The sequence below is a fragment of the Kineosporia sp. R_H_3 genome, from assembly GCF_002198675.1.
Lineage (GTDB): Bacteria > Actinomycetota > Actinomycetes > Actinomycetales > Kineosporiaceae > R-H-3.
On the sequence record NZ_MWLL01000082.1, the window covers coordinates 53,589 to 79,245 of the forward strand.

The 25,657-nt window shown below is 74.7% G+C and carries 25 protein-coding genes and 1 pseudogene; 17 read left to right on the forward strand and 9 right to left on the reverse strand.

The genetic code is table 11. From position 1 onward, the window contains the following. Window positions 1-58: 58 nt before the first annotated feature. From cpaB to ECOMGDLI_RS05670, 4 genes are all read right to left on the reverse strand, one after another. Entirely contained in the window at window positions 59-808 is a 750-nt protein-coding gene (cpaB, locus tag ECOMGDLI_RS05655) for a Flp pilus assembly protein CpaB (protein WP_088314939.1), read from the reverse strand. Between the two features lie 128 nt (window positions 809-936). Next, window positions 937-2,877 carry a hypothetical protein gene (locus ECOMGDLI_RS05660; protein WP_143447531.1) on the reverse strand — a complete coding sequence of 647 codons (1,941 nt, stop codon included), beginning with the start codon at window positions 2,875-2,877 and terminating at the stop codon, window positions 937-939. Window positions 2,878-2,885: 8 nt separating this feature from the next. After that, complete coding sequence (locus ECOMGDLI_RS05665) at window positions 2,886-3,341, reverse strand: TadE family protein (protein WP_088314944.1); 456 nt, start codon at window positions 3,339-3,341, stop codon at window positions 2,886-2,888. Between the two features lie 161 nt (window positions 3,342-3,502). Continuing rightward, window positions 3,503-5,290, reverse strand: a complete 1,788-nt coding sequence (locus tag ECOMGDLI_RS05670) for a long-chain fatty acid--CoA ligase (protein ID WP_088314947.1) — start codon at window positions 5,288-5,290, stop codon at window positions 3,503-3,505. Between the two features lie 199 nt (window positions 5,291-5,489). Here ECOMGDLI_RS05670 and ECOMGDLI_RS05675 point away from each other — a divergent pair, with 199 nt between their 5' ends. From ECOMGDLI_RS05675 to ECOMGDLI_RS05715, 10 genes and pseudogenes are all read left to right on the forward strand, one after another. Continuing rightward, window positions 5,490-5,855 carry a hypothetical protein gene (locus ECOMGDLI_RS05675; protein ID WP_143447532.1) on the forward strand — a complete coding sequence of 122 codons (366 nt, stop codon included), beginning with the start codon at window positions 5,490-5,492 and terminating at the stop codon, window positions 5,853-5,855. 58 nt (window positions 5,856-5,913) lie between these two features. Beyond that, window positions 5,914-6,525 carry a hypothetical protein gene (locus ECOMGDLI_RS05680; RefSeq protein WP_088314951.1) on the forward strand — a complete coding sequence of 204 codons (612 nt, stop codon included), beginning with the start codon at window positions 5,914-5,916 and terminating at the stop codon, window positions 6,523-6,525. A 138-nt stretch (window positions 6,526-6,663) separates the two neighbouring features. Next, entirely contained in the window at window positions 6,664-7,107 is a 444-nt protein-coding gene (locus tag ECOMGDLI_RS05685; RefSeq protein WP_088314953.1) for an SRPBCC family protein, read from the forward strand. Window positions 7,108-7,111: 4 nt separating this feature from the next. Next, entirely contained in the window at window positions 7,112-8,338 is a 1,227-nt protein-coding gene (locus ECOMGDLI_RS05690) for an ArsA family ATPase (RefSeq protein WP_088314955.1), read from the forward strand. Next, the gene (locus ECOMGDLI_RS05695) at window positions 8,335-8,742 is read left to right on the forward strand and encodes a hypothetical protein (protein WP_088314957.1); all 408 of its coding nucleotides are present in this window, start codon (window positions 8,335-8,337) and stop codon (window positions 8,740-8,742) included. The genes ECOMGDLI_RS05690 and ECOMGDLI_RS05695 overlap by 4 nt, the downstream gene beginning before the upstream one ends. Window positions 8,743-8,800: 58 nt before the next feature. Next, complete coding sequence (locus ECOMGDLI_RS05700) at window positions 8,801-9,745, forward strand: ROK family glucokinase (protein WP_088314959.1); 945 nt, start codon at window positions 8,801-8,803, stop codon at window positions 9,743-9,745. An 89-nt stretch (window positions 9,746-9,834) separates the two neighbouring features. Further along, window positions 9,835-10,821 carry an ROK family glucokinase gene (locus ECOMGDLI_RS05705; protein WP_088314988.1) on the forward strand — a complete coding sequence of 329 codons (987 nt, stop codon included), beginning with the start codon at window positions 9,835-9,837 and terminating at the stop codon, window positions 10,819-10,821. Between the two features lie 67 nt (window positions 10,822-10,888). Next, on the forward strand, window positions 10,889-11,445 hold a 557-nt coding region (locus ECOMGDLI_RS36685), incomplete at its 3' end, for an endonuclease/exonuclease/phosphatase family protein (protein WP_369812720.1). A 1-nt stretch (window position 11,446) separates the two neighbouring features. After that, window positions 11,447-11,530, forward strand: a pseudogene (locus ECOMGDLI_RS36690) (endonuclease); the annotation flags it as partial. A gap of 236 nt (window positions 11,531-11,766) precedes the next feature. Next, window positions 11,767-12,741, forward strand: coding sequence for a hypothetical protein (locus ECOMGDLI_RS05715; RefSeq protein ID WP_088314961.1), 975 nt, complete (start codon window positions 11,767-11,769; stop codon window positions 12,739-12,741). Window positions 12,742-12,857: 116 nt separating this feature from the next. On the opposite strand, the gene ECOMGDLI_RS05720 is transcribed toward ECOMGDLI_RS05715, so the two are convergent. Both ECOMGDLI_RS05720 and ECOMGDLI_RS05725 read right to left on the reverse strand, forming a co-directional pair. Then, complete coding sequence (locus ECOMGDLI_RS05720; protein WP_088314963.1) at window positions 12,858-13,394, reverse strand: hypothetical protein; 537 nt, start codon at window positions 13,392-13,394, stop codon at window positions 12,858-12,860. Then, entirely contained in the window at window positions 13,391-14,161 is a 771-nt protein-coding gene (locus ECOMGDLI_RS05725) for a carboxylesterase (protein ID WP_088314965.1), read from the reverse strand. The genes ECOMGDLI_RS05720 and ECOMGDLI_RS05725 overlap by 4 nt, the downstream gene beginning before the upstream one ends. 241 nt (window positions 14,162-14,402) lie before the next feature. On the opposite strand from ECOMGDLI_RS05725, the gene ECOMGDLI_RS05730 reads away from it, so the two are divergent. From ECOMGDLI_RS05730 to ECOMGDLI_RS34475, 7 genes are all read left to right on the forward strand, one after another. Further along, on the forward strand, window positions 14,403-15,242 hold the full coding sequence (locus ECOMGDLI_RS05730) for a lysophospholipid acyltransferase family protein (RefSeq protein ID WP_088314967.1): 840 nt from the start codon (window positions 14,403-14,405) through the stop codon (window positions 15,240-15,242). A 49-nt stretch (window positions 15,243-15,291) separates the two neighbouring features. Continuing rightward, entirely contained in the window at window positions 15,292-16,485 is a 1,194-nt protein-coding gene (macS, locus tag ECOMGDLI_RS05735) for a MacS family sensor histidine kinase (RefSeq protein WP_233153328.1), read from the forward strand. A gap of 2 nt (window positions 16,486-16,487) precedes the next feature. Beyond that, a complete protein-coding gene (locus tag ECOMGDLI_RS05740; RefSeq protein WP_088314969.1) occupies window positions 16,488-17,192 on the forward strand; it encodes a response regulator transcription factor in 705 nt (234 codons plus the stop codon). Between the two features lie 191 nt (window positions 17,193-17,383). Then, complete coding sequence (locus ECOMGDLI_RS05745) at window positions 17,384-18,712, forward strand: class II 3-deoxy-7-phosphoheptulonate synthase (protein WP_088314995.1); 1,329 nt, start codon at window positions 17,384-17,386, stop codon at window positions 18,710-18,712. Between the two features lie 162 nt (window positions 18,713-18,874). Further along, window positions 18,875-19,924 (forward strand): low specificity L-threonine aldolase, encoded by a 1,050-nt coding sequence (locus ECOMGDLI_RS05750; RefSeq protein ID WP_198954587.1) that lies wholly within the window; start codon window positions 18,875-18,877, stop codon window positions 19,922-19,924. Between the two features lie 73 nt (window positions 19,925-19,997). Next, a complete protein-coding gene (locus tag ECOMGDLI_RS05755) occupies window positions 19,998-20,600 on the forward strand; it encodes a sulfite oxidase-like oxidoreductase (protein ID WP_088314971.1) in 603 nt (200 codons plus the stop codon). Between the two features lie 60 nt (window positions 20,601-20,660). Continuing rightward, window positions 20,661-20,825: a hypothetical protein gene (locus ECOMGDLI_RS34475; protein WP_158220577.1), complete on the forward strand. Its 165-nt coding sequence runs from the start codon at window positions 20,661-20,663 to the stop codon at window positions 20,823-20,825. 34 nt (window positions 20,826-20,859) lie between these two features. Here ECOMGDLI_RS34475 and ECOMGDLI_RS05760 read toward each other — a convergent pair whose 3' ends face one another. From ECOMGDLI_RS05760 to ECOMGDLI_RS05770, 3 genes are all read right to left on the reverse strand, one after another. Continuing rightward, on the reverse strand, window positions 20,860-22,197 hold the full coding sequence (locus tag ECOMGDLI_RS05760; RefSeq protein WP_088314973.1) for a DUF6461 domain-containing protein: 1,338 nt from the start codon (window positions 22,195-22,197) through the stop codon (window positions 20,860-20,862). A 3-nt stretch (window positions 22,198-22,200) separates the two neighbouring features. Then, a complete protein-coding gene (gene pknB, locus ECOMGDLI_RS05765; protein WP_088314976.1) occupies window positions 22,201-24,279 on the reverse strand; it encodes a Stk1 family PASTA domain-containing Ser/Thr kinase in 2,079 nt (692 codons plus the stop codon). 108 nt (window positions 24,280-24,387) lie between these two features. After that, window positions 24,388-25,657 (reverse strand): LysM peptidoglycan-binding domain-containing protein (locus tag ECOMGDLI_RS05770; protein ID WP_088314978.1); only part of this gene is annotated, 1,270 nt, incomplete at its 5' end.

A 25,657-nucleotide genomic window follows, 5' to 3' on the forward strand; every position in this document is an offset into this window, starting at 1 on the left:
GGCGGCTCCTGAAGGTCGTCGGTGGGCTGGTGGTGGGTGCGGTGCACGTCGTCCGGTGTCAGCCGACGTCGATGACGTCGTCGTTGAACGTCTGGGGACGCGGGGTGGTCCCGGCGCCCAGCAGGGCCAGGTGCAGCTCGCCGGCCGCCTGGGCGACCAGGATCGCGCCGGCGTCCTCCTGGTTGACCAGGAGGGTCACGAGTGACTGGGCCCCACGCTCGTCGGCGGTGCCCGCCGTCGGGGTGCCCTCCGGGAGGATCGTGGCGCTCGTCCCCGTCGTGAGCACGGTGACCTTCGGGAGGACGAGGCGGGCCTGGTGCTTCGTCGTGCCGGGTCGGGTGTCCGGGTCGACGACGAAGAGAGCGACGTCGAGGCCGGGCTTGAGGAAGCTGGACACCCTGGCGGAGTCGTCGACGTCGATCGTGAGTGCCATCTGGCCCTTGGGGATCTCCAGTTCCGTTCCCTGCTTCACCGCTCCGCCGAACTGACCGAGCGAGACCGGGACGAAGGCGGGGAGCGCCTGGGTGGTCACCCTGTCCTGGATGTCGTCGAACTTCGTGACGAGCCGGCCGGGCCCGACGAGCCCGACCGGGACCTCGACGGACTGGAACTGGCTGCGCAGCGAGGCGGAGATCCGGGCTCCGGCGGGCACCGCCTGCACGGGGACGAGGACGGCCGTCATGCCGGCCTCGCCGTTGCCCACCGCGCCGAGCGAGTTCTGCTTCGCGTTGACGTAGACGAAGAGCACACCGGTGCCGATCGCAGCCAGCAGCACGGCTGCGACGAGCAGGAGGGTACGGCGTCCCATCGGGGTTCCTCTTCGGTCGGTCAAGGCGTTCGGGCGGTGGGCTGTTCGGCGTCAGGTGACCGTCTCCGCGGCCGGATCGACGCTATCGCGAACGGGCGACGGTCAACCGGACTCGCGTAACGGTCCGGTCACGGTGGGCATACGGGGGCATCGGGGTGGTCGTTGCAGGCCAGGGTCCTGACGAGGACGGCACGCTTGGGCACCGACATCGGCAGTGCGGTGTCCGGATCGGTCGTCCGTGCGACCCAGTCGCCGCCCTGGACGTAGGCCGGGTCCACGACCCAGCCCCTGATCCCCACGACCTGGCCGGCGGAGTCCGTGATGAGCCCCCGCAGCGGGCGCGGCCGGAAGGTGAAGCTCTCGGAGACCCAGAAGTACGTCATGCCGGCCACGGCGTAGTGACCGGACGGGCTCGGTGGTCTGCTCGTGTCGAGCACCGGGACGAGGAGCAGTCGCGGGCACTCGAAGATCTTCCGGGTGATCTGCCCGCGGAACGTCGCGTCGGCCGCCTCGCCCGCCACGATCCGGTTGCGGAGGGACGTCGTGTCCACGGTGGCGGTGACGAGCCCGTTCGTCCGGCGGAACAGACTGGTCTGGTCGAACAGGCCGGTACGGCCGGAGAGGGAGCCGACCTGCGTCGAGCACGTCGACTGGAGCCTTCCCAGGGGGTCGTCGGGGATCTCGGTGCCCAGCCACGCGTCGGTCAGCTCCTGCGTCGAGATGGACCCGGCGCTGCGGAGCGGGACGCAGTTGGCCTCGGTCGCAGGGTCCCCGGGATCGGCCGGGGCGATGTTGTCACCGGTGTCGACCGAGTAGCAGTCGTCGTCGTGGTCCGGGCCCACCTGGGCGTAGGGCCACGACCCGAAGGCGCGCAGCGGGGTGGCGAGCCCGTCCCGCACCGACGCACGCACCCCCTGGCCCGCAAGGCTCGTGGAGTCGACGAGGCCCCGGCCTGCGGGAGCGGCTGCGTCGCAGTCGCTCGGCGGGACACCCGGCACCGGTGGGAAGTCCAGGTGCCGGTGGTCGGAGGTCCCGCGGCCCGCCATGGTGCCGGAGCCGTCGTCGTAGACCCACCAGACCGGGACCTGTTTGCCGTAGAGCGGCTGGGTCCGGAGGTCAGGTGTGGTCATCCGGATGCGCCAGGTGCTGGTCGCGGAGTCGTACTCGACCGAGTCCGTCCGGGCGGCGTGCGACGTGTCCCCGACCCCGACGTACACGGTGACCTGTGCGGGCGTGACGGCGAGAGGGTCGGTCACCGGCGGGTCGGGGAACGTCGCGCCGACGATCGTGAACTGCCGGGAGTTGCTGTCCGGCATGTCCGGGTCGCCGTTGCCGTCCCCGTCACCGATCACCGCGCCGCTGCTGCCACGTTCCCAGTCGCCGAACACGAAGCCCGACGTCGCTGCCGGTTCGGTGAAGGTCGAGGCGCTGGGCCGCGGTGTCGTGCGCAGGCACACAGACCCGGTGTCGTTGTGCTCGAGGTCGTCGACGGTCACGTAGTACGGAGACGCCGGCAACGGCTTCTCCGCGGCCGGCCAGGGGAGACCACGCCGGGCGCCGGCGGAGGTCTGGATGTCCGTGTGGTCGGTGCCGGAGATCCGGGCCAGGCCGAAGTCGACGCGGACCGGTGGTGTCACGACCCGGACGACCCACGGCAGCCGGGCGTCCTCGCCGTCCGGGTACGCGTTCGGCTCGGCGACCTCGATGAAGACCTCGCCGTCCGCCGGGTCGAGGTCGGCGGCCCAGGCCGGGGACGACGCCGTCGCGCAGGCGGTGTCCCACTGCGGGCGCCGGTTCCCGGGCTCGCAGAGCACGGCCACGGCGGCCTTCACCACGTCGTCCCTGAGCTGCGAGGTTATCTGGGGGCCGGCGGTCGGGTCCTCGGGGAGCAGCGCGGCGCCTGCGAGCGCGGCAGCCTCGGCCACACCCTTCAGGCCGACTCGTTCGGCCCACGCGGACCCGAGGTCGACGGTGAGCGCTCCGGCGGTGAGCAGGACCGCCGACATGAGGATCGCCACGAGGACGGCGACGGCGCCGGTGTCCTCGCCGTCCGCGCGCCCACGGGACATGGCCCTGATCACGGGCACCCGCTCGTGACGCCGCCGGCGGGCACGTTCTCGACATCGGTCACGGCTGTGCGGGTCACGGTCGTCGGCACCGGCACCAGCGGGACGAGCTTGCGCGGCAGGAAGCGCAAGGTGACCGTGACGACCGGATCCCCGGTGTCGAAGCGCTGGAAGGTGGCGGTGACCGTCGGTGACAGGTCGCTCGTGACCCCGTTGCCGGACGCCCGGGCCAAGGTCCAGGTCCGCCAGGCGGCGCAGCTCGATATGCCCTGCGACGCGGCGCGGGCGCCGTCCTTGGCGGCGGCCGCCGCGCCCTGGACCTCGAAGAAGAGGAAGCCGTACTGGAGGATCCCGAAGACGAGCGCGAACAGCGGCATGGCCACGAGCGCGAACTCGACCGCCGCGGCACCGCGGTCACGGCGCGCGGCAGCACAGCAGCCACGCCGCAACGCACCCCTGCGGCCCATCCGTCGTCACCCGCTCTTCACGATCCGCGCCTGGAACACGCCCCCGTGATCCGCCGACAGTGTGCCTCACGGGGGGAGTGGTTGTCCGTCGTCTTGTCGGAGTCAGGGTGATTGTGATAAGCGGCGCGAACCGTGACGAAACGGGGCGAGTCGGCGCACCGCTAGGAGTAGATCTTCTCGATCTGCTCGGCGAACTCCTTGAGCACGACCTGCCGCTTGAGGCTGAGCTTGGGGGTGAGGTGGCCGCCCGCCTCCGTGAAGTCGGTGTCGAGCACGATGAACGAGCGGATCGACTCGGCCTTGCTCACGGCCTGGTTCGCGTGGTCGACCGCGCGCTGCACCTCGGCCCGGACGTCGGGGTCCTGGGCGGCGGCGGCGACGTCCATCGGCGGCTTGCCGCTGTTCGCGAGCCAGGTCGGCAGCATCTCGGCGTCGAGGGTGACGAGGGCGGCGATGAACGGGCGCTGGTCGCCGACGACCATGCACTGGGAGACGAGGGCGTGGGCGCGCAGCCGGTCCTCGAGGATGCTCGGGGCGACGTTCTTGCCACCCGCGGTGACGATGATCTCCTTCTTGCGCCCGGTGATCCGGACGTACCCGTCGGAGTCGATCTCGCCGAGGTCGCCGGTGTGGAACCAGCCGTCGTCCAGGCAGTCCGCGGTCGCAGCCGGGTTGTTGAAGTAGCCCCGCAGGACGTTGACGCCCTTGACCAGCAGCTCGCCGTCGTCCGCGACCTTGACCGTGACCCCGGGCAGCGGCAGGCCGACCGTCCCGATCTTGATCTTCTCCGGGGTGTTCACCGTCGCCGGCGCGGTCGTCTCGGTGAGGCCCCAGCCCTCGAGGACCGTGACGCCCACGCCGCGGAAGAAGTGGCCGAGCCGGGTGCCGAGCGGGGCGCCGCCGGAGACCGCGTACTGGACCTGGCCGCCGAGCGTGGCCCGCAGCTTGCCGTAGACGAGCCGGTCGAAGAGGGCGTGCCGCGCCTTGAGCGTCAGCGGGACCCGTCCGGTGTCGACGGCCTGGCTCCACGCGATCGCCGTGTCGGCCGCCGCGTGGAAGATCTTGCCCTTGCCGCCCGCCTCGGCCTTCGCCTCGGCAGAGTTGTAGATCTTCTCGAAGACCCGGGGGACGGCGAGCACGAACGTCGGGCGGAAGCCGCCGAGGTCCTCGATGAGGTTCTTCACGTCGGCGGTGTGCCCGAGCCGGGCGCCGGCCGCGACCGCGAGGACCTGGATGAACCGGGCGAAGACGTGCGCCAGGGGCAGGAAGAGCAGGGTGCTCGCGCCCTCGACCGAGACGACGTTGCCGAGCCGGGCGACCGCGTTCGCCGCGAGGTCGCCGAAGTTCGCGTGGGTCAGCTCGCAGCCCTTGGGGCGGCCCGTCGTCCCCGACGTGTAGATGATCGTCGCGATCGACGCGCCGTCGAGGCTGCGCCGGCGCCGCGTGATCTCGGCGTCCTCGACGTCGCCGCCGGCGGCCACGAGGGTGTCGACCGCGCCGGCGTCGATCGTCCACACCTCCCGCAGGGCGGGCAGGGTGTCGCGGACGTGGCCCACGGTCGAGGTGTGGTCCGCCGTCTCGGTGAAGACCGCGACCGCGCCCGAGTCGGACAGGATCCAGGACACCTGCTCCGCGGACGACGTCTCGTAGATCGGCACGGTCACCGCACCGGCGGACCAGATCGCGAAGTCGGCGAGCGTCCACTCGTAACGGGTCTTGGACATGATCGCGACCCGGTCACCCGGCTTCACGCCGCTCGCCACGAGGCCCTTCGCGAGCGCGACGACCTCGGCGCCGAACTGCTCGGCCGTGACGTCCTGCCAGGCGCCGTCGACGCGTCGCGAGAACATCACGGACGACGGCCGCTCCTGCGCCGCCCTGACGAGGAGGTCGGTGAGGTTGTGCTGCGGGTCAGGGGTGACGATCGCCGGGACGCTGGACTCGCGCACGGGGACTCCTCGCGACGGGTGCGGGCGGGGTGGGCAGGCGGACGATGCTAGGTGAGGTTCGGGCGGTGGCGGTCACCGCGTGTGCCCGTCCTCACGACGATATCGACCCCGACGCGTAGCGGTCAGTACCCGACCGGCCCCGGTCTGCTGCGGATCGGCAGGGTCAAGGCCCGGTGCCCGGACGCCGACACCTCAGTGCGTGACCGCCGCGACGAGGTGCCCCGTGTGCGCGGCCCGGCTGCGCGACGGCGTCGTGTGGTGCGGGCAGTGCCACACGGACCTGCGCCCGGCGCGCCCCGGGACCGCGCGCCCGCCGTCCGGACGCCGGGCCCGCGCCCTCCCGACCGACCTCCCCTCGGCCACGACGCTGACCCCCGAGCAGACCGAGGCGCTCGCCGCCGAGTGGGCCCAGCGGCTCGCCGAGACCGAGCGCGGGGCCGGGCTGCCCGGGCTCGTCGCCCGGACCGGGTCCACCGGCGGCCGTGCCGCGGTGGCGCTCGGCGCCGGGGTCGGGCTGGTCGCCGTCCTGCTGCTCGTCATGGTCGCGGTCGGCGCCCTGCTCTGACCCCGCGCCTGCGACCCCGTGCCCGGGACCGCCGTCCGGGGTCTGCCAGGATCGGGCGATGGCCGAGCCCGCCGAGGACATCCACGCCCGAGCCGTCGCCGCCGCCGGGCCCGACGGCCGACTGCCGGCACCGCCGCTCCACGAGTGGGAGGTCTTCCCCTGGGAGGCGGTCGACGGCCGCGTCGTCCCCAGGCCGCTCGTGGCACCGGTGGACGCCGAGCCGCCCCGCCGCGGCGAGGACCCGGGCGACTGCTTCCTCTGCGGGGGCGGGGCGACACCGATCTGGGAGAACGACCGGTGGACCCTGACCCGCCCCGACGCGCCGACCGGGCTGCCGCTCGTGCTGTGGCTCAACGCGAAGGCGCACCTCGACTTCGCCGACATGGACGACGACCTCGCGGCCGAGTTCGGCGTGCTCGCGGTCCGGCTGTGCCGGGCGATCGAGGCGCTCGACGGCGTCGGCCGGGCCCATGTGAACCGGTGGGGCGACGGCTCGGCGCACCTGCACACCTGGTTCGTCGCCCGGCCCGCCCGGCTGCCCCAGGTGCTCGGGTCCTACGCCGTCGAGTGGGACGAGATCCTGCCGCCCGGGCCGCGGGACGTCTGGCTCGCCGACCTCGCCGCCGTGGCGCGGGCGCTCGCCGCCCACAGCGGTCGTTCGCACCTCTGAGCCGGCCGCCCGCGGCCCCGACGCCGGGGTCGCGCGGCCTGTCCCGGGGCACGACCGTGTGCGCCGGGCGGGTGGGCGGTAGCCTGCGAACGCCCCGCCCGCCAGAGCCCTCCGCCCCGACGTCCCGCAGGAGCCCCCATGGCCGACCGCACCGAGTCGAGCATCGTCGTCGTGGCGGCCCCCGGCGACGTCCTCGACGTCATCGCCGACTTCGACGCCTACCCGGAGTGGACCGGTGCGGTGCAGGAGGCCGACATCGTCGAGGAGTACGAGGACGGCTGGGCCAGCCACGTGCGGTTCACCCTCGACGCGGGCGTGCTCAAGGACACCTACACCCTCGCCTACGAGTGGGACGTCGACGAGAACGGCACCGGGACGGTGTCCTGGAACCTCGTCGAGGCGACGGTCCTCAAGGCGATGGACGGCTCGTACCGGTTGCGGGAGAACGGGTCCGGCACCGAGGTGACGTACACCCTCGCGGTCGACCTGCGGGTGCCGATGCTCGGCATGCTCCGCCGCAAGGCGGAGAAGGTCATCATCGACACCGCGCTCAACGAGCTGAAGAAGCGGGTCGAGGGCTGACCACTTGCGCCTGCTCCTCCTGACCGGCAAGGGCGGCGTCGGCAAGACGACCGTCGCCGCCGCGACGGCCGTCCACGCGGCCCGGTGCGGGGTCAAGACCCTGGTGGCGTCGACGGACGCCGCCCACTCGCTCGGCGACGCGCTCGCTGCGCCGGTCGGCAGCACGCCGACCGAGGTCGCCGCCGGGCTGTTCGCCCAGCAGGTCGACGCCCGGGCCCGGGGCGAGCAGTCCTGGCGCGAGGTGCAGGAGTACCTCATCGGTGTCCTCGACGCGCTCGGTGTCGACCCGGTCGCCGCCGAGGAGCTCACCGTCCTGCCGGGTGCCGAGGAGGTGCTCGCGCTGCTCGAGGTGCGCGACCAGGTCCGCGGCGGCCCGTGGGACCTCGTCGTCCTCGACTGCGCACCGACCGCCGAGACGCTGCGCCTCCTCGCGCTCCCGGAGGCGCTGAGCCGCTACCTGGACCGGATGCTCCCCGTCGAGCGGCGGGTCCTGCGCGCGTTGTCCGCCGGGCGGGGCGCCGGCACGGCCGGCCGGACGACGCGGCGCGGCGGCGTCCCGGTGCCGCGGGACTCGGTCGTCGAGGCGGCCGAGCGGCTGCACGCCGAGCTCAACGGGGTCCGGGAGGTCCTCACGGACGCCGCGACGTCCGTCCGGCTCGTGCTCACCCCCGAGACGGTCGTCGTCGCCGAGGCCCGACGCACCTGGACCTCGCTAGCACTGCACGGCTACCGGGTCGACGGCGTCGTCGCGAACCGGGTCATCCCCGCCCAGGGCCGGGACGCCTGGCGCTCCGGGTGGGCCGCGGCGCAGGCCGTCCGGCTCGCCGAGGTCGAGTCGTCGTTCGCGCCGGTGCCCGTGCTCACGGTGCCCTACGCGGCGGCCGAGCCGGTCGGCACCGCGGCGCTCGCCGACCTCGGGGAGACCCTCTACGGGCCGGCCGGTGCCGCCTCGGCGCGGGCCCTGCTCGCGGCGCCGACGGGGGAGGCCCCGCTGCGCGTCGAGCGGTCCGGGCCGGAGTTCGTCCTCGTCCTGGACCTGCCCCTCGCCCGCCGGGAGGACCTCGAGCTCGGACGCCGCGGCGACGACCTGCTCGTCGGCGTCGGGTCGGCGCGGCGGGTCATCGCGCTGCCGAGCGCCCTGCGCCGGTGCCGCGTCGTCGGGGCCCACCTGCGCGACGGTCGGCTGCGGGTGCGCTTCGAGCCCGATCCCGAGCTGTGGAGGCCGCTGTGACCGCGGCCGCGGACGGCGCCGCGGGTGACGGTGCCGCGGGTGAGGGTGCCGCGCGGGACGCCGGCCGCCGGCTCGTCGACGAGGCCCTGCGGCTCGTCGAGGCGCTGCGCGACGCGGACGGCGTCCGGGACCGGGCCGCGGACGCGGCGTCCGTGTTCCTGGGGGTGGGCACCGACGGGCCGGGTACGGCGCACACCGGACCGGAGTGCCGGGCCTGCCCGGTCTGCCGGGTCATCGCCGCCGTCCGGACCCTGCGGCCCGAGGCCGTCGAGCACCTCGCGCTCGCCGCCGCCGAGCTCGCGAACGCCTGGCGCGAGGCGGTGGCCGGGGCGCAGGACGTGACACCCCCGCCGCCGACGCCCCGGGAGGAACCGTGCGTCGAGCCGATCGTCGTCACCGACTAGGGTCCATGGCGACGCTTTGGCCGGGCCCCACCGGCGGACCGAGGAGAGGGTGGCACCCGTGGACCTGACCATCGGAGTCGACGTCGGCGGGACGAAGATCGCCGCAGGCGTCGTCGACGCCGAGGGCCGGGTCCTGGAGAAGGTGCGGATCAGCACACCCGGCGCGACGGCCGAGACCGTCGAGGCCGGCATCGTCGAGGCGGTCCGCCGCCTCACCGCCCGCCACACGGTGACCGCGGTCGGGCTCGCGATGGCCGGCTGGGTCGACGAGAAGCGCTCGATCCTGCGGTTCGCGCCGAACCTGCCGATGGCCGACCGCCCGCTCAAGGCGACGATCGAGCCGCTCGTCGGCGTCCGGGTCGTCGTCGAGAACGACGCGAACGCGGCCGCCTGGGGCGAGTACCGGTTCGGCGGCGGCCGCGGCGTCACCGACGTCGTCCTCATCACCGTCGGCACCGGCCTCGGCGGCGGGACCGTCCTCGAGGGGCGGCTCCTGCGCGGCGCGTTCGGCGGTGCGGGGGAGTTCGGGCACGTCCGGATCGTCCCCGGCGGGCTGCCCTGCGGCTGCGGCAACCGCGGCTGCTGGGAGCAGTACACGTCGGGGTCGGCGCTCGTGCGCGAGGCCCGGGCGCTCGCCGCCGCCGAGCCGGACCGCGCGAAGGTGCTGCTCGACATGGCCGGCGGGACGCCGTCCGGCATCGGCGGCCGGATGATCACCCAGGCCGCCGTGGACGGCGACGCGACCGCCCGCGCGCTGCTCGCCGAGACGGGCCGCTGGCTCGGCGAGGGCATCGCCGATATCGCGAACGTGCTCGACCCGGCCGTCGTCGTCATCGGCGGCGGCGTGAGCGAGGCAGGTGACTTCCTCCTCGGGCCCGCCCGTGACGCGTACGCCACCGCGCTCGTCGGCGGCGCCCACCGCCCGCACCTGACGATCACGGCCGCCGAGCTCGGCAACGACGCCGGCCTCATCGGCGCCGCCGACCTGGCCCGTCAGCCGTGAGCGAGGACTACGCAGGCGGGCGCCCGGCCGAGGGCACGGGCCCGCGGGAGCGGGCGAGCGCCACCGGCGCCGCCCTCGGCGCCTTCTACGTGCAGCCGGCCACCCGGGCCGTCCCCGTCGCCGACCCGGTGGGGCCGTTCTCCGTCGGCGTCGACATCGGCGGCACGAAGGTCGCCGCCGGGGTCGTCGACATGAACGGGCAGGTGCTCGCCCGGGCCCGGCGGCTCACGCCGTCCCAGAGCCCGAAGGCCGTCGAGGGCACGATCACCGAGGTCGTCGAGGAGCTCCGCGAGACCTTCGAGGTCGTCGCCGTGGGCATCGGGGCCGCCGGGTTCGTCGACGCCGCCCGGTCCCGCGTCATGTTCGCCCCGCACCTCGCGTGGCGCAACGAGCCGCTGCGGGACGCCGTGACCGCCGCCGTCGGGCTGCCGGTCGTCGTCGAGAACGACGCCAACGCGGCGGCCTGGGCCGAGTGGCGGTTCGGCGCCGGCCAGGGCGAGGACCGCCTCGTCTGCGTGACCCTCGGGACGGGCATCGGCGGCGGCATCGTCCTCGACGGCGCCGTCCAGCGCGGCCGGTGGGGGATGGCCGGCGAGTTCGGCCACATGGTCGTCGTCCCCGACGGCCACCGCTGCGAGTGCGGCAACCGGGGATGCCTCGAGCAGTACGCCTCCGGGAACGTCCTCGGCCGCGAGGCGCGCGAGATGGCCCGGGCCAAGTCGCCCGTCATCGTCCCGCTCGTCGAGCGCGTCGGCGGCGACATCGACGCCCTCGTCGGTCCGGTCGTCACCGAGGCCGCCCGGGACGGCGACCCGGTCGCGATCGAGCTGTTCGAGGAGGTCGGCCGCTGGCTCGGGATCGGCCTGGCGAACCTCGCCGCGGCCCTCGACCCCGGCATGTTCGTCATCGGCGGCGGCGTCTCCGACGCCGGCGAGCTGCTCCTGCGCCCGGCCCGGGAGTCGTTCCGGCGCACCCTGACCGGCCGCGGGTTCCGTCCCGAGCCCCGCATCGTCAAGGCGGCCCTCGGGCCCGAGGCGGGCCTCGTCGGCGCGGCCGACCTCGCGCGGGTCGGCTGACCGGGGGACGCACGTGGTCGGGGGCACGGAGCAGGGCACGGCCGGGGCGCCGCGCGGTCTGCGTGTCGTGTCGTGGAACGTCCGCGACCTGCTCGGTGACCCGCTCGCCGTGCACCGGGTCCTGCGTGCGCTCGCGCCGGATGTCGCGTGCCTCCAGGAGGTCCCGCGCCGGCCCGGGTCGCGCTGGCAGGCGTCGACCCTCGCCCGGGCCACGGGGCTGCTCTACGTGGCGGGCGGACGCGACTCCGGCGGGACCGCCCTGCTCGTGTCGCTGCGCACCGAGGTGAGCGCCGCCCGGGCGGTCCGGCTGCCCGTCGGCGGCCGCACGACCCGCACGCGCGGCGCCGTCGTCGCCGAGGTCGGCCTCCCGGGCACCGGCCGCGTCGCCGTCGCGTCGGTCCACCTCAGCCTGGACCCCGAGGAGCGGCTGCGGCACTGCGCGGCCGTCGTCGACCTGCTCGCGCGCACCGGCCACCCGCCCGTCGTCTGCGGCGACCTCAACGAGCGCCCCGACGGCCCCGCCTGGCGGGCCTGGGGCGAGGACGTCCGCGACCCGGCACCCGGTGCACCGCCGACGTTCCCCGCCAAGGGCCCCCGCTCCCGGCTCGACGCCGTGCTCGTCGGNGGCGGGGCGGACCCGGCGGACGTGCGTGCCGCGAGCGACCACGTGCCGGTCGTCGCGGTGCTGGGGCTGCCGGCGCGGGGATAGGGGCGCGTCAGGTTCTGCGCGGGCGTCGCGTGCGAGCTCGGGTCGATGCTCGTGTCGCTGGAGCCGCGATCACGACTGGTCCGACCCGATCATCGACCCGAGCTTCTGCGCTGCCGACATGCGGACTGACATCTGTACGAGCTCGTGCCGTCCCCAGATCCGCGCATCGTCACGTCGTCCACAGGGGGAGACGCTCCCGGCGGTAACGGGACGGTGCCGGGCGGCAGTCTCGTCCCATGATCCCCGAGAAGGTCCAGGAGCTCCTGCGGACGCAGCACGGCCTGGCCACGCGCGCCCAGCTCCGTCACTGCGGGCTCACGGAGGCGGCGCTGGCGTGGCGTCTGAGGACGCAGTGGAGGCTCGTGCTGCCGCGGGTGGTGTCCACCGGGCGTGGCCGGCTGTCCGAGAGACAACGGCTGATCGCGGCGATGCTGTTCGCCGACGGCGACGCCGTGGTCACCTCGTTCGCAGCCGCGGCCTGGCACGGCGTGACGGCGGCCGTACCCGGCGGGCCGGTGCACCTCCTCGTCCCACCCTCCCGGGGCCTCGCCTCGACCGGGTTCGTCGTCGTGCGCCGGACGGTCCGACCGGACGAGCGGCCGTTCCGGCGTGGCGGGCTGACCGTGGCCTCCCGTGCTCGTGCGGTCGCTGACGCCGCCCGGGACGCCGCAGCCCCTGACCTCGCCCGGGCGCTGGTCATCGAGGCCGCCCAACGTGGCATCGTGCGGTTGGACGACCTGCGGCACGAGCTCGAAGCAGGTCCTCGGCAGGGCAGCAGGCTCCTGCGGAACGCGGTGCAGGACGCCGAGGCCGGGGCGTGGTCGGTGCCGGAGGCGCACCTCGGGCGGTTGTGCCGAAGCAGCCGCGTCCTGCCGGAGATGTGGCTCAACCCCGACCTCGTCGCGCACGACGGCACCTGCCTGCCCCGTCCGGACGGCTGGTTCGACGACGTGGCCCTGGCGATCCAGGTGCACTCCCGGGAGCACCACGACGGCCCTGACACCTGGGACGACACGGTCATGGCCGACGGGCTGCTCGGTGAGTACGGCGTCGCAGTGGTCCCGGTGACCCCACGCCGGATCGCCAGGGCCCCGGACGTCGTGCTCCGCCGGATCGAGCGGTGCTACGAGAACGCCCGCCGTCGCCCGCGCCCCGAGGTCAGCGCCCTCCCGGTCGGCCACGGGGTCGTCTCGTCGAGCTCGGGTCGATGACCGGGTCCGTCGAGTCGTGATCGCGAGGCCACGGACACAAGCATCGACCCGAGCTCGCCGGCCGCAGCCGATCCCGAGCGCTGTCGCCCAGAGCGCGCCGCAGCGGGCGCGACCCCTCAGACGACCGCGCCGTCGTCCGGCTCGTCGGGCGCCTCGCTGGGCATCCGGGCGACCAGGCTCACGAAGCCGCCGACGAACGCGGCGAGCGCCGCGAGCAGGAGCATCTTCGGCAGGGTCTGCCAGACGATCGCGGCGAGGAGGAGGAACAGCGGGCCGCCGATGACGCCGGCCCAGGCGAGCCGGGAGACGAGGTCACCGCGGGGGAACGGGGGCGGCTCGGGCGGGACGTAGCCCTCGTCGTCGGCGACGACCTCGCACGACGACCCGGCGGTGAACAGGTTCGCGGAGGGGCCGCTGAGCACCGCCTCGCGGACGGGCTCGGGGCCGTCGTCCGGTTCGGGTGCGGTGCCGGCGGTCCCGTCGTCACCGTCGGCGAGGTCCTCGGCGGCGGGCCAGCGCCCGACGCCGCCGGCGGGCTCGTCCCGCAGGTGGGCGATGATCGCGGCGAACGCGGTGTCGACGTCGAGCTCAGGGCGGTCGTCGCGCTCCTCCTGGGGCACCTCGCCCCCGTCGCCCGCGTGGTCGCCGGTCACTGGGTGCGCCCAGGGCTCGAGGCGAGGACACGTTCGACGAAGTCGAGGGATGTCTTGACGATGAGCTCGGCGTCGTTGTCCAGGGTCGCCACGTGGTAGCTGTCGTGCAGGAGGATCTCGGTCTTGTCCGTCGAGCCGGCCTTGGCGATCACGAGCTCGCCGCTCGCGGCCGGGACGATGTGGTCCTCGACGGAGCGCAGGACGACGAGCGGCTGGGTCACCTTGGGCAGGTCCGCGGCGACGACCTGCCAGAGCCGGGTCAGCGAGTACCCGGCGTGCAACGGCGACCGGTCGTAGGCGAGCTCGACCGGGCCGGACTTCTTGATGTCGCTCGCCACCCCCGGGAACGTCGGGACCACGTGCCGCAGCCAGGGGAGCAGGTACTTCAGGCGCCAGTCCGTGCCCGCCACCGACGGGTTGACGACGACGACGCCCGCGACGTCGTCCCCGTGCTCCTCGGCGAGCCGCAGCGCGAGACCGCCGCCCATCGACAGGCCCATGACGAAGACGTGGTCGCAGGACGCCCGCAGCTCGGTGAACGCGGCGTCGACGGCGCCGTACCAGTCGGTCCACGTCGTGGCGTTCATGTCCTGCCAGCGGGTGCCGTGCCCGGGCAGCAGCGGCAGCCGCACGGTGTACCCGGCGGCGGCGAGGGCGACGCCCCAGTCGCGCAGGCTCTGCGGGGTCCCGGTGAACCCGTGGCACAGCACGACGCCGACCCGCCCACCGTCGTGGTGGAAAGGCTCCGCGCCGGGCAGGACGCTCACGCCGGTCTCCTCGCATGGCAGGCACGCGCCGTGGGGGCGCGGCGCACGGCCATCGTGACACGCGCCCGCGGGCACGGTCGAGGGGGACCGGCCTCCCGTCGGCGATCCGTCCCGGTCGGGCCGTCGCGGCGATTCGACCCGGCGGACGGCAGCGCCGGGGGTGCACAGTCCGTAGAGTTCGCAGTGCGCCACCGTAGGAGCACGTCACGCTCCGGCGCCGATGACGTCGAGGAGGTGCGTGGTGTTCTACTGGGTGCTCAAGCGGATCATCCTGGGGCCGTTGCTGCACGCCTTCTTCCGCCCGTGGGTGAAGGGCGAGGAGCACGTCCCGGAGACCGGTGGGGCGATCCTCGCCAGCAACCACCTGTCGTTCTCGGACTCGATCTTCCTCCCGCTCGTCGTCAAGCGGAGGGTGACGTTCCTGGCGAAGGCGGACTACTTCACCGGGACCGGCATCAAGGGCCGGCTGACGGCGGGCTTCTTCCGCGGTGTCGGCCAGCTCCCGATCGACCGCTCCGGCGGCCAGGCCTCCGAGGCGGCGCTGCGCACCGGTCTCAAGGTGCTGCGCCGCGGCGAGCTCCTCGGGCTCTACCCCGAGGGCACCCGCTCGCCCGACGGCCGGCTCTACCGCGGCAAGACGGGCGTGGCCCGGCTCGCGCTCGAGGCCAAGGTGCCCGTGCTGCCGGTCGCCATGATCGACACCGACAAGGTGCAGCCGACCGGGCAGGTCATCCCCAACATCGGCCGGGTCGGCGTCGTCATCGGCGAGCCGCTCGACTTCTCCCGGTACGACGGCATGCAGGACGACCGGTTCGTCCTGCGGTCCATCACCGACGAGATCATGTACGAGCTCATGCGGCTGTCCGAGCGCGAGTACGTCGACGTCTACGCCACGACGATGAAGGAACGCATCGCGGCCGCGAAGAAGGCCAAGGTGCCCAGCGGCCCGAGCCTGCAGCCGGAGAAGGTCCCCGCCGAGGAGGCGACGCTCGTGCCCGCCCCCGAGGGCGCGGACGGCGCGGCCGGGCCCGCCGCCGACGGCTCGGACGACGCCCGCCCGCCGGCGGCCGCCGCCGGCTGAGTACCGCTGCTCTGCCGCCCGCCGCAGGCCCGTCGGGCAGGATCACCCCGTGACCTCGCCGACCGCGCCGACGCCCGTGCCCACCGGCACGACCGGCGTCCCCGCCGCCCCGGACGCCGAGCGGCTCGCGGACGACCGGCTCTGGCGGGCGGTCGGCATCTTCCGGGTCGTCTCCCTCGCGTACGCCGCCGTCCTGCACGCCCGCGCCGACGAGGACTACCGGCACGGCACCGGCGGCTGGGCCGTCCTCGGCGTCCTCACCCTGTGGACCGTCTACCTCGTCGTCCGCCGTGACCGCCGGCCCTGGGCCCTCGCGACCGACCTCGCGCTCGTGTGCGCCGCGGTCCTCGCGACCCGCCTCCTCGACGACCCCGAGCGGGTCGCCGCCGGCGCGCAGACGCTGCCCTCGATCTACGCGGCGACCCCGGTGCTCGCGTTCGCCGTCTGGAAGGGCTGGCGGGCCGGGCTCGCAGCGGCGGTCCTCGTCTGCGTCGTCGACGTCGTCGAGGTCGGCGGTCGGATCACCCCGCCGACGGTGAACAACATCGTGCTGCTCCTGCTCGCCGGTGCCATCGTCGGCTACGCGGTCGAGCTGTTCCGGGCCGGACGGCGCGACCTGGCCCGGGCGGTCGCCGTCGAGGCCGCGACCCGGGAGCGGGAGCGGCTCGCCGCCGACATCCACGACTCGGTGCTCCAGGTGCTCGCCTACGTCCGCAAGCGCGGGAACGAGGTCGGGGGAGAGGCGGCCGAGATCGGCCGGCTCGCCGGCGAGCAGGAGGTCCGGCTCCGGGCGCTCGTCGCGACCGGTGAGGTCGCGAGCGCGGCCGGCGGCGAGCAGGACGTCCGCGCCGTCCTCGGTGGCCTGGCGACCGGTCGGGTCACGGTCACCGGGCCCGCGCAGCCCGTCATGGTCCCCGAGCGCGCCGTGAAGGCCGTCAACGGCGCCGTCCGGGCCGCCCTCGACAACGTCGAGCGGCACGCCGGTCCGGGCGCCAGCGCGTGGGTCCTCGTCGAGGACGAGGACGACGTCCTCACCGTGAGCGTGCGCGACGACGGTGCCGGGATGGACCCGGGCCGGCTCGAGGACGCCGAGCGCGAGGGCCGGCTCGGCGTCGCGGCGTCGATCCGCGGCAGGATCGAGGACGTCGGGGGCAGCGTGGTCGTCGTCAGCGCCCCCGGGCAGGGCACCGAGGTCGAGATCCGGGTCCCGAAGCGGCCGGGCGGTCAGGGAGGCAGGGCGTGAGCATGGAGCAGGTCGTGGGCGCGGAGCAGCAGGACGGGGACGGCGGGACCCGCCCGCTGCGGGTCATGGTCGTCGACGACCACCCGATGTGGCGCGAAGGCGTCGCCCGCGACCTCACCGAGGCGGGTCTGACCGTCGTCGCGACCGCCGGGGACGGCGCCGAGGCGCTGCGCCGGCTGCCCGCCGCGCGCCCGGACGTCGTCGTCCTCGACCTCCAGATGCCGACGCTCGACGGCGTCGAGACGACCCGGCGCGTCGTCGCCGGGCACCCGGGGGTGCGGGTCCTCGTGCTCACCGCGAGCGGCGAGCAGGCCGACGTCCTCGAGGCGGTCAAGGCCGGGGCGACCGGCTACCTCGTGAAGTCCGCGTCGTCCGCGGAGCTCCTCGACGCCGTCCGCCGGACGGCGAAGGGCGAGGCGGTCTTCACCGCGGGCCTCGCGGGGCTCGTCCTCGGGGAGTTCCGCCGGATGGCGAGCGCGGCCCCGGTCGACGAACCCGAGGGGATGACGCCGCGCCTCACCGACCGGGAGACCGAGATCCTCCGGTTCGTCGCCAAGGGGCTGTCGAGCCGACAGATCGCCGACCGGCTCGTCATCTCGCACCGGACGGTGCAGAACCACACCCAGAACGTCCTCACGAAGCTCCAGCTCCACAACCGGGTGGAGCTCACCCGCTACGCGATCGAGCAGGGCCTCGACGGGTCGTGACCGACGGGTCGTGACGGACGAGTCGTGACGGACGGGTCGTGCCGGACGAATCGCGACGGACGAATCGTGACGGACGGTCGTCGCCGCCGTCCGGACGGCGGACGGCGCCGAAACGCGGTCGACACGTCACCTACCCTGGGCTCGTGACCTCGACCGTTCCCGTCTCCGCCCCCGACACGCCGGAGGCCGCGCTGCTCGCGGGCCTCGACGAGTGGCGCGACCTGCCGGCGGCCCAGCAGCCGGGCTGGCCCGACACCGACGCCCTCGCGGCCGTCACCGCCGAGCTCGCCTCCTACCCGCCGCTCGTCTTCGCCGGTGAGTGCGACGACCTCAAGACCCGGCTGGCCGCCGCGGCCCGCGGCGAGGCGTTCCTGCTCCAGGGCGGCGACTGCGCCGAGACCTTCGCCGACGCGACCGCGGACCGGATCCGGAACAAGGTCAAGACCCTGCTCCAGATGGCCGTCGTCCTCACGTACGGCGCGAGCATGCCGGTCATCAAGCTCGGCCGGATGGCCGGCCAGTACTCCAAGCCGCGCAGCAAGCCGATGGAGGTGCGCGACGGCGTCGAGCTGCACGCGTACCGCGGCGACGCGATCAACGGGTTCGACTTCACGCCCGAGGCGCGGATGCCCGACCCGCAGCGGCTGCTCCGGGCGTACCACACGAGCAGCGCGACGCTGAACCTCATCCGGGCCTTCACCAAGGGCGGCTTCGCCGACCTGCGGCACGTCCACGAGTGGAACCGCGGCTTCGTCGCGACCGCCGCGAACGCCCGGTACGAGGCACTGGCCCGCGACATCGACCGCGCGATGCGGTTCATGGCGGCGTGCGGCGGCGACTTCGACGCGCTGCGGACCGTCGACTTCTACTCCAGCCACGAGGCGCTGCTCCTCGACTACGAGCGGCCGCTCACCCGGATCGACTCCCGGACCGGCTCACCGTACAACGTGTCGGCGCACTTCGTCTGGATCGGCGAGCGCACCCGCCAGCTCGACGGCGCGCACGTCGACCTCATGAGCCGGGTCCGGAACCCGATCGGGGTCAAGCTCGGTCCGACGACGGCCCCCGAGGACGCGCTCGCGCTCGTCGAGAAGCTCAACCCCGACAACGAGCCGGGCCGGCTGACGTTCGTGAGCCGGATGGGCGCGGGCAAGGTCCGGACCCACCTGCCGGCCCTCGTCGAGGCGGTCTCCCGCTCCGGCGCCGACGTGCTGTGGGTCTGCGACCCCATGCACGGCAACACGTTCGAGTCCTCGTCGGGGTACAAGACGCGGCGCTTCGACGACGTCATGGACGAGGTCAAGGGCTTCTTCGAGGTGCACGCGGCGCTCGGCACCGTCCCCGGCGGGCTGCACATGGAGCTCACCGGCGACGACGTCACCGAGTGCCTCGGCGGCGCCGAGCACATCGACGAGGCCGACCTCGCGACCCGGTACGAGACGCTCTGCGACCCGCGCCTGAACCACCAGCAGTCGCTCGAGATCGCCTTCCTCGTCGCGGAGATGCTCGGCAACCGCTGACCCGCCGGCCGGACCGGGCCGCATCTCACCGCACACGGATCCACCGCACGCAGCACGGGCGGGCCGACACACCTCGGCCCGCCCGTCGTCCGTCGGGCCGGTCCGCGTAGCCTCGCCCTCGACGTCCGACGCCGCCCGCCGGCGCCGACCCGAAGGAGCGCCATGCCGTCGTCCCCGATCGTCGCCGACCTACGGTCGGACACCCTGACGAAGCCGACGCCCGGCATGCGCGAGGCGATGGCGGCGGCCGAGGTCGGCGACGACGTCTACGGCGAGGACCCCACGGTCAACGCCCTCGAGCAGCACGTGGCGGACCTGCTCGGCCACGAGGCGGGCCTGTTCACCCCGACCGGGTCGCTGGCGAACATGCTCGGGGTCCGGCTGCTCGTCGAGCCCGGGCAGGAGCTGCTGTGCGACACCCTCGCGCACGTCGTCCGGGCCGAGCTCGGCGGGCACGGCGCGCTCGGCGGCATCACGACCCGGACCGTCCCGTCGCCGCGCGGCCGGATGGACGCCGAGGCGCTCCTCGCGACGGCCGCCCCGGACGCCGGCCCGTACCTCGTCTCGACGACGGCGATCGCCGTCGAGAACACGCACAACTTCGGCGGCGGCACCGTCCAGCCGGTCGAGCAGCTGCGGCGGCTGCGCGAGGGCGCGACGGCGCTGGGGATCGCCGTCCACCTCGACGGCGCCCGGCTGTGGAACGCGCACGTCGCGACCGGGGTGCCGCTCGCCGAGTACGGGGCCCTCTCCGACACGGTCTCCGTGTGCCTGTCCAAGGGGCTGGGCGCCCCCGTCGGGTCGGTCCTCGTGAGCAGCGCGGAGCGGATCGCCCGGGCCCGGATCCTGCGCAAGCGCTACGGCGCGGGCATGCGCCAGGTCGGCATCCTCGCGGCGGCCGGCCGCTACGCCCTCGACCACCAGCTGACCCGGCTCGCGGAGGACCACGCCCACGCCCGGTCGATCGCGGAGGCCGTCGCGGAGGTGCTGCCGTCCGCGGTCGACCCGGCGGACGTCGAGACGAACATCGTCGTCCTCGACCTCACGGCCTCCGGCCGGGCGGCCGTGGACGTCGCGGCCGCCGCCCGCGAGCACGGCGTCCTCGTGTCGGCGCTCGGGCCCCGGATGGTGCGTGCCGTCACCCACCTCGACCTCGACGACGAGGCGGCCGCGGGCGCGGCCCGGGTGCTCGCGAAGGTGCTGTCGTCCTGAGGGTCACGACGGCGCAGAGCGGGGACGCGGCGGTGCGAGGGCGGTGTCGGGGCACGGCCCCGCAGGTGGGAGGATGTGCCCCGTGACGGACGCCTCCGAGCAGCCGCCCCGGGCCCTGCCGCCCGGTCAGCGCCTCGCGAAGGACTTCCCCGTCCTCCACTACGGGCCGGTCCCTCGCTTCAAGCCGGACTCCTGGCGCCTCGTCGTCAACGGCGCCACGGCGGACGGCGCCGAGCACCAGATCGACATCGAGACGTTCACCGCGCTGCCCCGCACGGCCGTCAGCGCCGACATGCACTGCGTGACGCGCTGGACCGTGCTCGACAACGACTGGGAGGGCGTGGGCGCCCGCGACCTCATGGCCGCCTACCCGCCCGCGGACGACGTCACGCACGTCATGGCCTGGGCGGAGTACGGCTACTCGGCGAACATGCGCCTCGACGACTTCGCCTCACCGCGCAGCGTCCTCGCGACGCACCGCGGCGGGGAGCCGCTGACCCCCGAGCACGGGTACCCGCTGCGCCTCGTGGTGCCGCACCTGTACGCGTGGAAGGGCCCGAAGTGGCTGCGCGGCATCGAGTACCTGACGGCGGAGCGGCGCGGGTTCTGGGAGGAGCGCGGGTACCACACGCTCGGCGACCCCTGGCGCGAGGAGCGGTACTCCTACCAGGAGTGACGGCCGGGCAGGAGCAGCCGGGGCAGGCATGAACCGGACCGGTCCGGGTACTGGGGCGCCATGACCATCCAGCTGCCTCCTGCGGACCTCACCCTGTGCAGCGCGTGCGGGGAGACCCTCGTCGACATGGGCCTGCGCCCGTCCCCGACGGGTGGCCAGGACTGGGTCTTCATGTGCTCCGGCTGCCGGCGTGACGTCGTCCACCAGCACGTGCCGGCGGTCTGACGGACCGCCGGGACGCACCTGCCGCCAGGCCGTCTCAGCCGAGGTGCGCCTCGAGGTGCGCCGCGAGCGCGTCCTCGAACGCCGGCCACCGGTCGGCGAGCGCGAAGCGCACGTGGAGCAGCACGTCCGCCGGTGAGTGCGCGTCGTCGTACGGGTTCGCCGGCGCGACCGCCCACGCGAGGAGCTCGGTGACGGCGATCCCGGCCTGCAGCCGGTGCCAGAGCGGGTCCTCCTCCTGGAACGGCGCGCCCGGGCGGCCCCGGCCCGGCCCGGCGTCCTGGCGAACGTCACCCGGGCTGTAGGCCTCCCACAGTGCGGCGACCGTCCCGGCGACGCGCTGCTGGGCGGCGATCGACTCCGAGCGGATCGTCTCGTCGGGCTCGGCGACCTCGTCCGGCGAGCGCACAGCCGCGGCCTGGGCGGCCTCGAACGCCGCCGGTCGCGCCTCGACGGCGAGCCGGCGCAGGATCCGCGCCTCGGCGACGGCCTGGGCGAGCCCCGGGCCGTGCTCGTCGTCCTCGGCGAGCCCGGTGAAGTGCAGCGCCGCCCGGACGGCGTCCTGGAGGGTCGCGAGGAGCAGGTCGGCGACAGGGCCCGTCGGGTCCGCCGCGGTCTGCCGGCCGATCTCGTCGAGCGCGGCCTCGACGGCGTCGGGCAGGCCGGGGACGCTCTCGTCGGCGTCGAGCGGCTCCACGGCCGCGAGCAGGTGGGTGCCCTGCCACCAGGCGGCGTCGAGCGCGACGCCGGTCCGGCGCCGGACGACGTCGAGCGCGAGCATCTCGGCCCCGCCCTCGAGCGGCAGCGCCCCGGACAGCAGCTCGTCGAGGTCGTCGCCGAGCGCGTCGGGGCGTTCGCCGTAGCGGACGTGCGGCTCGGCCGGGTCGAGGGTGACGAGCAGCCGCCCGTCGACGGCGTACGAGAGCCGGCTGGAGTGCACGCCGCGGAAGAGCGAGACGACCTCCGCGCCGCGGGAGAGCGCGGCGAGGACCTCCGGGCGGGACCCCTCGAAGCCGTTGACCTCGAGCAGGACGACGGCGGGGACGGCGTCCGGCGCGGTGTCCGGCACGACGACCGAGAGCAGCACGGGCGCGGCGTCGTCCGCGTCCCAGAACCGGCCGAGGTCCCGGTCCCAGGCGACGAGCGCCGCTGGGTCGGCACCGATCCGGGCCGCGACGTCGGCGAGCCGCTCGAAGTCCTCGACGGCGACCGGGGCGACCGGTCCGGGCGTGCGGGCCGGGCCACCGGCGGGTGCGCCGTCCCGGAGCGGGTCCGGGTGGGCCCGCACGACGGTCACGCAGAACCAGTCGCCGATCCCGGCTCCGCCGAGGGCGGCCGGGCGCAGCAGGACGGGGTCACCCTGGCCCTGGGTCACGGGCTAGAAGAAGACGATGGTGACGACGGTGCCGCGCGGCACGGTCGAGCCCGGGGCCGGGTTCTGCTGGGCGACCCGGTCGGAGAAGCCGCCGCGGCGCTCGACCTGGACGCCGAGACCCTCCTCCTCGAGCTTGCGGCGGGCGTCGTCCTCCTTGCGGCCGAGGACGAAGGGCACCTGGACGGTCTGCGCCGGGTCCGGCCCGTTCGACAGGAAGATCGTCACGGTCGAGCCGGGGGCGGCCTTCGTGCGCCCGCCCGGCTCCTGGGCCGCGACCTGGCCCTGGGGCACCGACGGGTCGAAGCGCGGCTCGCCGACGTCGACGGCGAAGCCCGCCGTCTGCAGGGTGTTGCGGGCGGTGTTCTCGTCCTGGCGCAGGACGTCGGGGATCTCGACGAGCTCCTTGCCCTTGCTGACGACGAGGTCGACCTTCGTGCCCTTGGCCCGCTTCGCGTCGGCCGCCGGGCTCTGGCTCATGACGAGGCCCGCGTCGAAGTCGTTGCTGAACTTCTCGCTCACCTTGCCGAGCGCGAAGCCCTCGCCCTGGAGGTCCTGCTCGGCCTGGTCCTTCGACTTGCCCGTGACGTCCGGGACGTCGAACAGCTCCGGCCCCTTCGACACGGTGAGCGTCACGGTGCTGTTCTTGCGGACCGCCGCCCCGGCCTCGGGCCGGCTCTCGATGACGATGCCCTTCTTGACGTCGTCGCTGAACGCCGTGACCACCTTGACCCCGAGCGGGATGTCGGTGAGCTGTTTCGTCGCCTCGGCCTGGGTGAGCGTCGTCGTGCTCGGGACGACGACCTGGGCGCCGGGCCCGGCGATGAACCAGTAGGAGCCGATGACGAGGACGACGGCGGTGACGACGACGAGGGCCATGACGACCAGGCCGCGCCGACGGCGGGCCTCGGCGAGGCGCGCGAGGGCGGCGTCGTCGACGGGCGGGCCCATCTCGTCCTCGTTGACGGGCAGGCCGGCGACGAGCCGCGACCTGCGGCTGCGCGGCGGCGGCGGTTGCATGCCCGTGGGGGAGTGCCCGTTGCCCAGGGCGCCGTGGCCGGGCGCGCCGCCCGTGCCGTTGCCCAGCGCGGACGCCGCGAGCCCGGGGAGCGCCCGGGTGCGGTTCTCGACGGCCTGGTCGACGGCCTGGGTGGCGGCGAGCCCGTCGAACGGGTCGCTCGCCGCCGCGGCGACCGCGCCCGGCGCGTACGGCACGTCGGCCCGCTCGTCCATGAGCTCGGCGGGGATCCGGCGGCGCGCGGAGCGCAGCATGACGAGGAGCGCGGCGGCGTCTGCCGGGCGCTCGTCGGGGGTGCGGGCGGTCGCGGCGAGGACGACGTCGTCGAGCGCCTCGGGGACGTTCGGGGCGATGTCGGACGGCGTGGGGACGTCCTCGTGGACGTGCCGGTAGGCGACCTGGGCGGGCAGCTCGCCGACGAACGGCTGCCGCCCGGTGAGCACCTCGAAGAGCACGATGCCCGCGGAGTAGACGTCGCTGCGGGCGTCCGCCGTGCCCTCGGTGACCAGCTCGGGGGCGAGGTAGGCGACGGTGCCGAGGAGCACCCCGGTCGTCGCGTTCGTCGAGGCCGCGGCCCGGGCGAGGCCGAAGTCGGCGACCTTGACCCGGCCGTCGTCGGTGAGGATGACGTTCTCGGGCTTGACGTCGCGGTGCACGATCCCGGCCCGGTGCGCCGCGGCGAGCGCGTCGAGCACCGGGTCCATGACCCGCAGCGCCTCCTTGGGCGTCAGCGCACCGCGCTCGACGAGCACCTGGCGCAGCGTGCGGCCCGGGAGGTACTCCATGGCGAGGTAGTGCAGGTCGCCGTCCTGGCCCTGGTCGAAGACGCCGACGACGTTCGGGTGCGACAGCCGGGCGGCCGCCCGGGCCTCCCGGTCGAAGCGGGCGGCGAAGGCGGCGTCGCCCGCGAGGTGCGAGTGGAGCACCTTGAGCGCCACCGCACGGTCGAGCCGGCGGTCGAGGGCGTGGTAAACGGTGGCCATCCCGCCCCGGGCGACGAGCTCGAGAACGAGATAGCGGTCGTCCAGCAGCCGCCCGACGAGCGGGTCCTGGAGGGTCGCGTCCACGTGGGGGAGTCTACGTATGCCGGGGGGTGCTGTCGGCAAACCCCCGGTAAGGAACGTCCGCGGCGGCGCCGGGGCGTGCACGGACGGCGACGGTCGGCGTGGCGAGCGTCACCGGAAGCGGGTCTCCAGCCGCTGGACGTTGGCGACGTAGCGGCGGGTGTCGGGGAACATGCCGTTCTTCCGGACCGAGCCGAGGCCCTGGTAGTAGCCCGCGATCGCCGTCCGCTCGTCGGGGGCCGAGCGCAGCAGCGCGGCGATGATCGCCACCCCGGCGGTGACGTTGTCCTCCGGGTCGAGCAGGTCGAGCCGGTGGCCGACGAGGCGCGAGGCCCACACGCCGGACGACGGGATGACCTGCATGCAGCCGATCGCGTTCGCCGGTGACACGGCCCGCTGGTTGAAGCCCGACTCCTGGTAGGCGATCGCCATCGCGAGGGCCGGGTCCACCTTGTACTTCTTCGCGGTCCGCGCGACGAGCGCCTTCATCTGCTCGCGGGTCGGGACCCTCCGCTTCGCGAGGATCGCCCGGTTCGCGGCGGCGGCGCGCGCGACGGCGTCCGGGTAGGTGCGGCCCGCGAAGGTGTTCGGGTAGCCGGCCCCCGGCACGAGGATCTTCTGACCGGGGTGGATCACCGACCGGGTCGTCAGGTGGTTGAGGGCGAGGATCTGCTTGAGCGTGACCTTCTCCCGCAGGGCGATCCCGGAGAGGGTGTCGCCGGACCGGACGACGACGACGTGCGTCGGCGCCGCGGTGCGCCTCGGCTTCGGCGCCGCCTTGACGCCGGGCAGCACGAGCTTGCGGCCGGGCCGGATGAGCGTCGACGTGAGGTGGTTGGCCTTCATGATCGCCGCGACGGTGATCCGGTACCGCAGGGCGATCTCGCTGAGGGTGTCGCCGGCGCGGACGACGTGGACGACCGGCTTGGCGCCGGACCTCTTCGTCTTCTTCGCGGTGGACGGCGAGGGGGTCTTCACCCCGGGGAGCACGAGCCGCTGGCCGGGGTGGATGAGGTCGCTCGCCCGGATGCCGTTGGCCCGGGTCAGGGCGGCGAGGCTGATCCCGGCCCGGTGCGCGATCTCGCTCAGGGTGTCGCCGGACCGCACGACGTACGTGACGTCCTTGGTCTTCGCCGCCTTCTTGGCGACGACGGCGGACCGCGCGTGCGCCGCCGGCACGGCGGTGAGCGCGCTGCGCGACCCGGCCTGCGGGACGCTGCCGGCGCGCTCGGTGCCCGTTGCCGCGGGCGGGGCGACCGGTGCCGACGTGGGCGGGGTGGTCACCGCGGCGGCGCCGGTGGCGCTGCCGCCGACGACGGCCGCCGCGAGGAACGGGATGCCCGCGGTCCGCAGCGCGGAGCCGCCGGCGGCTCCGCGCTGC